Genomic DNA, 7,541 nt, shown 5'->3' with positions numbered 1-7,541 from the left:
TAGTCTTTTTTCAAAGTGTCTATCGTATAGGGTACATTTTAAAATATGCTTGGGCTTTTTTCGCTTGGGCTACCAACCGTTTTGTTAAATATAAATATTTATCATATAGAGGAAACTTCCTATACAAGTATAGTCTATCACCTCGAAAATCGAATGACAAGTACATTAAATTATTTTTTGTTACTTTTCGCTACTTCGATTAAAAACTTCGGTAACGCCATTTGACGCTTCAGTCGTGAAGGCTCCTTCATTAAACGGTACAACCACTCAATGCCTGCCTTTTGATAAAACGCTGGTGCGCGCTTTACGTTTCCTGCTAGCACGTCGAACGAGCCGCCGACACCTTGGTAAATTGTCGGATGCAACGTGTCGCGATTGTCGTTAATCCAGTTTTCCTGACGCGGGCTACCCATCGCAACGAACAGTAAGTCCGGCTTTGCTTCGTTAATTTTCGCTCGCACGACGTCGTTATTTTTTTCGTAGCCGTCTTGTGTACCGACGATGTTAATGCCTGGGTACAGCGTTTCGAGCTTCGCCTTCGCTTGCTCAGCTACTCCAGGTTTTCCGCCGTATAAAAAAATCGGCTTGTTGCGCTTTGCCGCTTCCTCACATAAGCGAAGCATCATATCGACACCGGTTACACGCGACGTAATGTTTCCTTTTTGAAGCTTCGACGCTAAAATAACGCCGATGCCATCTGGAATTTGGATTTCCGCATCGTTAAGTAACTTCATTAACGATGGGTCCTCCTTTGCTTTCATAATTTTCTCTGGGTTAATGGCAACGACTAACGCTTTATCTTTGCGCTCGATTCGGTCGAACACTTCCACCATTAAGCCGTCGTAATCCTCTGTATTGACCTTTACACCAAGTACGATTTCCTTCATTATTTCGTCGCATCCCCTAATAGATGGAACTCAAAGCCAGCCGCTTCCCACTTCTCACGGTTTAAGCAGTTTTTCGTATCGAATACGATTTTTGCTTTCGTGTCGATCGTCGCTGGATCAAGCTCTTTAAATTCGTTATGGTCTGTTAAAAATAATAGTACGTCTGCGTCTTTTGCTGCATCTTCAAAGCTTTGAATTTGCGTTGCGTGTTGGTTCGTTACAATATGTGGGTCTTGTGATACAACGTCTAAGCCAAGCTCGACTAAATGATCGATCACTTCTGTCGATGGACTTTCGCGCATATCATCTACGTTTCCTTTAAACGCTAAGCCGAATACTGCTACTTTGCCGCCTGCGATTTTATGCTTGTTTAAAATTGCTTGCGTGCGCTGTGCTGTAAATGCTGGCATGCCGTCGTTCGTTTTGCGTGATAAGTGAATGAGCTGTGCGCCCTCTTCGCCACCTAGCTCTACTAGGAACCACGGATCAACTGCGATACAGTGACCGCCTACACCTGGACCTGGGAAGTGAACGTTTACACGTGGGTGATAGTTCGCAAATTTAATCGCTTCCCAAATGTTGACGTCTAGCTTATCCGCAAGCTTTGCGAGTTCATTCGCAAAGGCGATGTTGACGTCGCGGTATGTGTTTTCCATTACTTTTACAAGCTCAGCTGTCGTTGCGTCCGTTAAGTGAATCGTTCCTTTTACGAACACTTCGTAAAGCTCTTTCGTTAGCTCCGCTGATTTTTCGTTAATGCCACCAACGATGCGGTCGTTGTTAATGAGCTCTTCGAAAATGCGACCTGGAATGACGCGCTCTGGTGAGTGAGAAACGTATAACTGCGTGCCGATTTCAAGCCCTGTTTTCACAAGCTCTGGTAACATGACATTTTCAACTGTTTTCGGTGGTACTGTTGATTCTAAAATGACTAAGTTGCCTTCTTTCACGAATGGCACGATCGACGCTGTTGCTTTACGTACGTATTCTAAGTTTGCTGTTTTGTCAGCGTTAATTGGTGATGGTACAGCGACGATGAATACGTCCGCTTCCACTGGCGTTGTTGATGCTGTTAAAAATCCTTCGTCTACTGCTTTATTTAAGCGCTCTTGTAAGCCGTTTTCTTCAATGTGTAATTTCTTTTCTTGAATGCTCTTTACTGCCGCCGGGTTAACATCGACACCGTGTACCTTTACTCCGTAGTTTGCGAACATTACGGCTGTCGGTAAACCGATATAACCTAACCCTACAACACAAATTGATTTTGTCATGACTATTCTTCCTTTCGATACACTGCTTGGCATCTTCATTAGTTATCTATATAGACGTTTCCCGTTTAATTGCGGTTTCACGACTTCTAGTATACAACTTTGCCTCGTTTCTGTGAATAGGCAACTATTAGGTCATATTTTGAATAGACTTTCTTCTTATTATATATAGGCGCAAAATTCTGATACTTGAAAATAACATCGATTTAGCCACTTGTATACAACGGCGTCGACTGTTTTTAGCAACAAAACGGAAATCGATGGAGCGTTAGCATGCGGCGCGTAACTGCCTATTAAACAGAAAAAAACATCCACCAACAACAATCGGTGAATGCTTCAATACAGTGCGTTATTCAATGGTCGCGCCTCCGTCTAACATTTTCAGTTGCTCGACTAAATGCTCAAAGCTTTGTTTGTCGTTTTGTGCAAGTGCCTCGTCAATTAAGCGAACAATGTTTTCGCGCTCTAGCTGTGTAATGATGGAATCTAGCTCTGTGCGCTCCTCTGATTTCGGCTCGATTTCTTCGACTTGTGGCGCTGAGCTTTCTAAAATCGGTACGAGATGGTCGTGTACATTTGAGATGAGTAGTAGCTGATACAGTGGTAAACGAATGAAGCGATTGCCCTTTTGGAAGACGAACACTTCAGATAAGTTTTCTACTTGCATCGTTTGTAAGTTCACAATCATTTCCTTACCTTCGATCGGAATGAAGTGGAAAATTTCATCGTCCTTTAAAATCGAGAAATATTGATACGCGAATACGAGTCGCAGTTGATCGCCTGTTACTTTCGTGTAAAATGGCTTCATGAATTGAACATGAATCATAGGGAAACCCTCCTTACGTTTAATTTTCAGACTTTTTAAAATTTTATCATACACTCGAATGAGAAGATATATTTATTTTCAATTGTCGTCTCAAGCAGCGGTGCTTTTCATCCGCGCCTTCTGTACAAAACTATTCCCGAAGTAGTTCGCTTGTAAACCTTTCAGCGATGCGTCCATATACGTTATAATGATAGGATATATTTAAGCTAGAGGAGGTTTTATTGTTGCTAAATATGTCAACGGTGGCTCGAGACTATAAGGATCTCGTCACTAGCTGGATGGAACAAATCGCGTTAGACTTGTCGTCTGAAAACGATGCGCACGTTGAAATGATTCGGCGTGCTTCGTTTTTAATACGTAATCGAGAGGTTCAAGCAACTGAGTATAATCACCTATACGAGCAGCTCGACTTAACGATTAGTACTGGCAATCAAGCTTACGTCACAGTTGATTTTTTTGAGAAACAGTTGACGTGTACGTGCGATTACAACCTTATTTCGTCGGATGAAACATACTGCGAGCATGTAGTCGCGGCAGCTATGTTTTTATATCAATATCAGCACTCTGTTCAAAAATGGGTGGCGGATTGGCGCACGAAGAAAACAGTACAAACGCAGCTCATTATACAAGAGCGTACTCCTGCTGCATGGCAAAGTATGGCACAAGCTGTCGTCCATAGCTACGCACCAAAAAATCATTACATCGAACCGTACTTACTGACGAGCATCGATGCACGTATTCATGAGCGCCTCGCTTTGCATACGCCAGTTGAGCGAGAGTGGAGGCTGCTGTATAAGCTGTATATGGAACTCTACGTATTAAATGCACTTTGGCCACATATTTACGATCCCAATAAGAACGCTGGCTTAATGTTTACATACTTTTTGTCGCGTAAACAAGATGATATTGTGTCGCTAATGGACGATATGGGGGACGGGCTAAAGCTGTTTGAAATGGATGCGTTTTTCACAAACGTTGAGGACATGCTGCATACGCTACTGCTTGAGCAAGAAGGCTATGATTCGGAGCGCTTTGCGATTTATTGTCATTATTGGCAGTACGTGCAGCGTAATAAAACGGTGCGTAAAAGAGAAGTGGAGCGCCTCGCTAACTCAACGTATGACATGCATATGATTGAGCTATTTTTTGCGCTATTGCTACAAGATGAGGATAAAATATTTGCGGTGAAAGAGCATTCTGCAGGGTATTGCAGCTATTATTTAGAGCTCGCATCAATTGCCTATTCCGTAAAATCGATGCGCAGCTATGAGCATTTACTCAAGCTTGTGCTACTGGATTTAGAAGCGTATACGAACAAGTATGTTCCAGGGGCATTTCATAAAATTCATGCGGAGAAAATGATGGCGATGTATGCGCACATTTCGCTAAATGAACACGAAGAGCATATGCTATATCGTGCGCTCGGTGCATACGGCTTGCAGTTTTATTCAATGTCGCTCATTCAACAGCAACGTTATCGTGAATGGGTTGCGCTGCATATGATGAAGCCGACATCATTGTTAGATGCGGAAATGAGCGGCTTAAAGGACGTGCTCGCTCATGAACCGGCGCTACTTTTACCGCTTTATCATTTATTTGCATTGCGCGAAGTGGAGCAAAAATCGCGTTCACATTACAAGCAGGCAGTGCGCATTTGGAAAATGATGAAGTCGGCGGCAAAAAAGGCAAACAAGCTTGCATACTTCGAACAATATATCGAAGCGATGCAGCAGCAATTTAAACGACTGCGTGCCTTACAAGAAGAAATGGAGAAAGGAAAGTTGTTCACATGATGACTTCTATGTTTCAACGTACGTTTAAATTGAGCATTCGCGAGCAGCACGAGCATTTCGTCGTGCAAGCATTTCATGACGATTCGCTATTGTTTGTACACGAATGGCTTACACCGCTTTGTTTTTTGCACGAGGCATCGCTTTACGGCATGGTCGCCATTGCGGATGACGTAACAGCTCACATGTCCGCTTCGATGCTGCTTGATATACTCCATGACGATTTCAAGCACCCATTCATTGAACTTGCCGCAGCCGATGCCATTTCTGAAACGACGCTACATAAGCTGCGCGACGTACTACCGCTTTGGCGTACGCGAGACGTTTGGCAATATATGCGTGACAACGGACAATGGCATTTCCCACAAAGCATCGACTACACGTATTTAGAGCGCGGCATTTACGACGAGCTTCAGCGCCATGACATATCAATTAGTAGCTTGCCGTCGCTGTTGCCACTTTTTGAGCAAAATTGGCCGCTTCAAACGGCGGTCGATCATCAAGAAACACAGCTTGCTTTTCGCTTAAATGAGCCTGAGCTAGACGGTGATTGGCTACTCGAAGCGGTCGTACAAGGAAAACGCGCTGGCTCATATTGGGTACCTGCTGTGAAAAAACGCATGCTACCTATTCATGACGTATTACCACCGAAATGGGCGCACGCAGCCGATCATATCGCCGAGCAGCAAACACGGGCATTGTCACTCTTATCGATTACACAAGACGAAAAAAGTGCACATTTTTTCAGAAAGCTGCTGTCAGATGCCGAGCTTCGCCAATTTTTACAGCATGACGTACCGAATTTACAAGCGTTCGGCTACTTCGTCGTGCTACCTGCTTGGCTAAAGGATTTGAAAAAAACGAAGCTGCGCACATCAGTAACGGCAAGTACAGGCAAAAGCCAAGCAAGCTTAAACGACCCGCTCGAATTTAATTGGCAGTTTTCAATTAACGACGAAACGATGTCTGCTGAGCAGTTCCGCCGACTTGTCGGTGAAAACCGAGAATTTATTCGCGTCGGCTCACAATGGTTCCAAATTGACGACGAATGGCTCGCGCAAATGAAAAAAGTAATGGAGCAAACAGAAAATAGCAAATGGACCGTGCGCGATTTACTGTTTCGTGAAGTGCAAGAGGAGCTAATCGAGTTCATCGATGAAGTCGATGAGCAACAAAGCCCTACGTTACAGCTTCACATTCAAGCATCGCTGCAAAACTATTTACAGCAGCTCGAAAATAAAGAAGGATTGCCACCTATTCCAACACCTGCTGCATTGCAAGCCGATTTACGCTTTTACCAGCAGCAAGGTTTTGAATGGCTAACATTTATGCGCAAGCAACAGTTCGGTGCATGCTTAGCAGACGATATGGGGCTTGGCAAAACGATTCAGCTCTTAACGTACGTCCTGCATTTATTTGACGAGCAACCGAACGCAAACGCGGTGCTCATCGTTGCCCCAACGTCTGTGCTCGGCAACTGGCAGCGCGAAATTGAACGGTTCGCCCCGAGCTTACGTGTATATACACATTACGGTAGCGCACGCGTGAAGGAAAATTTCGCCGATACGTTAAAAAACGAGCGACCGCATATTGTGCTATCAACGTACGGCACGGTAACACAGGACGCTGAACAGTTCCGCGATTATATATTTAGCACAATTACGCTAGACGAGGCACAAACGATTAAAAATATGCAGACGCAGCAATCGCGCGCTATTCGTAAGCTATATGCCGATCACCATATCGCGCTTACGGGCACACCTGTTGAAAACCGCCTTTCTGAGCTTTGGGCAATTTTCGATTTCATTCATCGCGGCTATTTCGGCAGCTTCAAAACGTTTAACGATACGTACATTACACCGATTGAACGCGACAATAACGAGCAGAAAAAAGAGGAGCTGCGCCTAAAAATTATGCCGTTTTTACTGCGCCGCACGAAGCGTGACCCGAAGCTACTGCTCAACTTGCCTGAAAAGCAGGAGCAGCACGAATATTGTCCGCTGTCGACTGAACAAGCGGTGCTATACGAAAGCTACATTCAAAACGCGCTCGACGATTTAAACAACTTAACGCCGTTTGAACGTCGCGGGCGCATTTTACAAACATTAACGAAGCTTAAGCAGCTGTGCAACCACCCTGCCCTATTTTTAAAGGAGGACGTACGCGATGCACAGTCGCTACTAAAGCGCTCGGAAAAGCTTAAGCGCATTTTATCGCTCACTGCCGACATCGTAGAAAATGGCGAGCAATGTTTAATTTTCACGCAATATATCGGCATGGGCGAGCTACTTCAGCTTTGCTTAAAGGAGCTACACGGCATTGACGCCCCATTTTTAACGGGTGCAACGCCAAAAGCACAGCGCGATACACTTGTAGAACAGTTCCAAGCAGGCGCGTTCCCGATTTTCATTTTATCGCTAAAAGCAGGTGGCACAGGCTTAAACTTAACAGCGGCAAGCCACGTGCTGCATGCCGATCGCTGGTGGAATCCCGCTGTCGAAAACCAAGCGACCGACCGCGCCTACCGTATCGGACAAACGCGCTTTGTGCATGTGCATAAGTTCATAACAACTGGCACAATTGAGGAAAAAATCGACGCGATGCTCTCAGCGAAGCAAGCATTATCGGAGGATTTAATCCAGTCATCGAACTGGCTAACCGAGCTTGCCGACGACGAATTGAAAGAGCTTTTCGCCTATGCGTAAAAAAACCAAGCGGCCGACAGTTGTAAAATGTACCCTATACGATAGACACTTTGAAAAAAGACTAT

General features: G+C 44.6%; 5 protein-coding genes. 2 read left to right on the top strand and 3 right to left on the bottom strand.

Translation table 11 applies throughout. The annotated features are described in order from the left end of the window. Window positions 1–170 precede the first annotated feature (170 nt). The 3 genes from A6K76_RS14850 to A6K76_RS14840 form a co-directional block, all read right to left on the bottom strand. On the bottom strand, window positions 171–887 hold the full coding sequence (locus A6K76_RS14850) for a WecB/TagA/CpsF family glycosyltransferase (RefSeq protein ID WP_066466385.1): 717 nt from the start codon (window positions 885–887) through the stop codon (window positions 171–173). After that, the gene (locus A6K76_RS14845) at window positions 887–2,158 is read right to left on the bottom strand and encodes a nucleotide sugar dehydrogenase (RefSeq protein WP_066466384.1); all 1,272 of its coding nucleotides are present in this window, start codon (window positions 2,156–2,158) and stop codon (window positions 887–889) included. Before A6K76_RS14845 ends, A6K76_RS14850 begins: the two co-directional genes overlap by 1 nt. A gap of 346 nt (window positions 2,159–2,504) precedes the next feature. Then, window positions 2,505–2,981, bottom strand: coding sequence for an IDEAL domain-containing protein (locus tag A6K76_RS14840; RefSeq protein WP_066466383.1), 477 nt, complete (start codon window positions 2,979–2,981; stop codon window positions 2,505–2,507). Between the two features lie 224 nt (window positions 2,982–3,205). Here A6K76_RS14840 and A6K76_RS14835 point away from each other — a divergent pair, with 224 nt between their 5' ends. Beyond that, window positions 3,206–4,774, top strand: coding sequence for a hypothetical protein (locus A6K76_RS14835; RefSeq protein ID WP_066466382.1), 1,569 nt, complete (start codon window positions 3,206–3,208; stop codon window positions 4,772–4,774). Window positions 4,775–4,782: 8 nt separating this feature from the next. Then, window positions 4,783–7,476 (top strand): DEAD/DEAH box helicase, encoded by a 2,694-nt coding sequence (locus tag A6K76_RS14830; RefSeq protein WP_245672006.1) that lies wholly within the window; start codon window positions 4,783–4,785, stop codon window positions 7,474–7,476. The last annotated feature ends 65 nt before the right edge of the window (window positions 7,477–7,541 follow it).

Origin of the sequence: Caryophanon latum, assembly GCF_001700325.1 — a bacterium.
Classification (GTDB): domain Bacteria; phylum Bacillota; class Bacilli; order Bacillales_A; family Planococcaceae; genus Caryophanon; species Caryophanon latum.
Note: the sequence above shows the minus strand (reverse complement) of the source record. Positions and strands in the feature narration are given on the sequence as shown.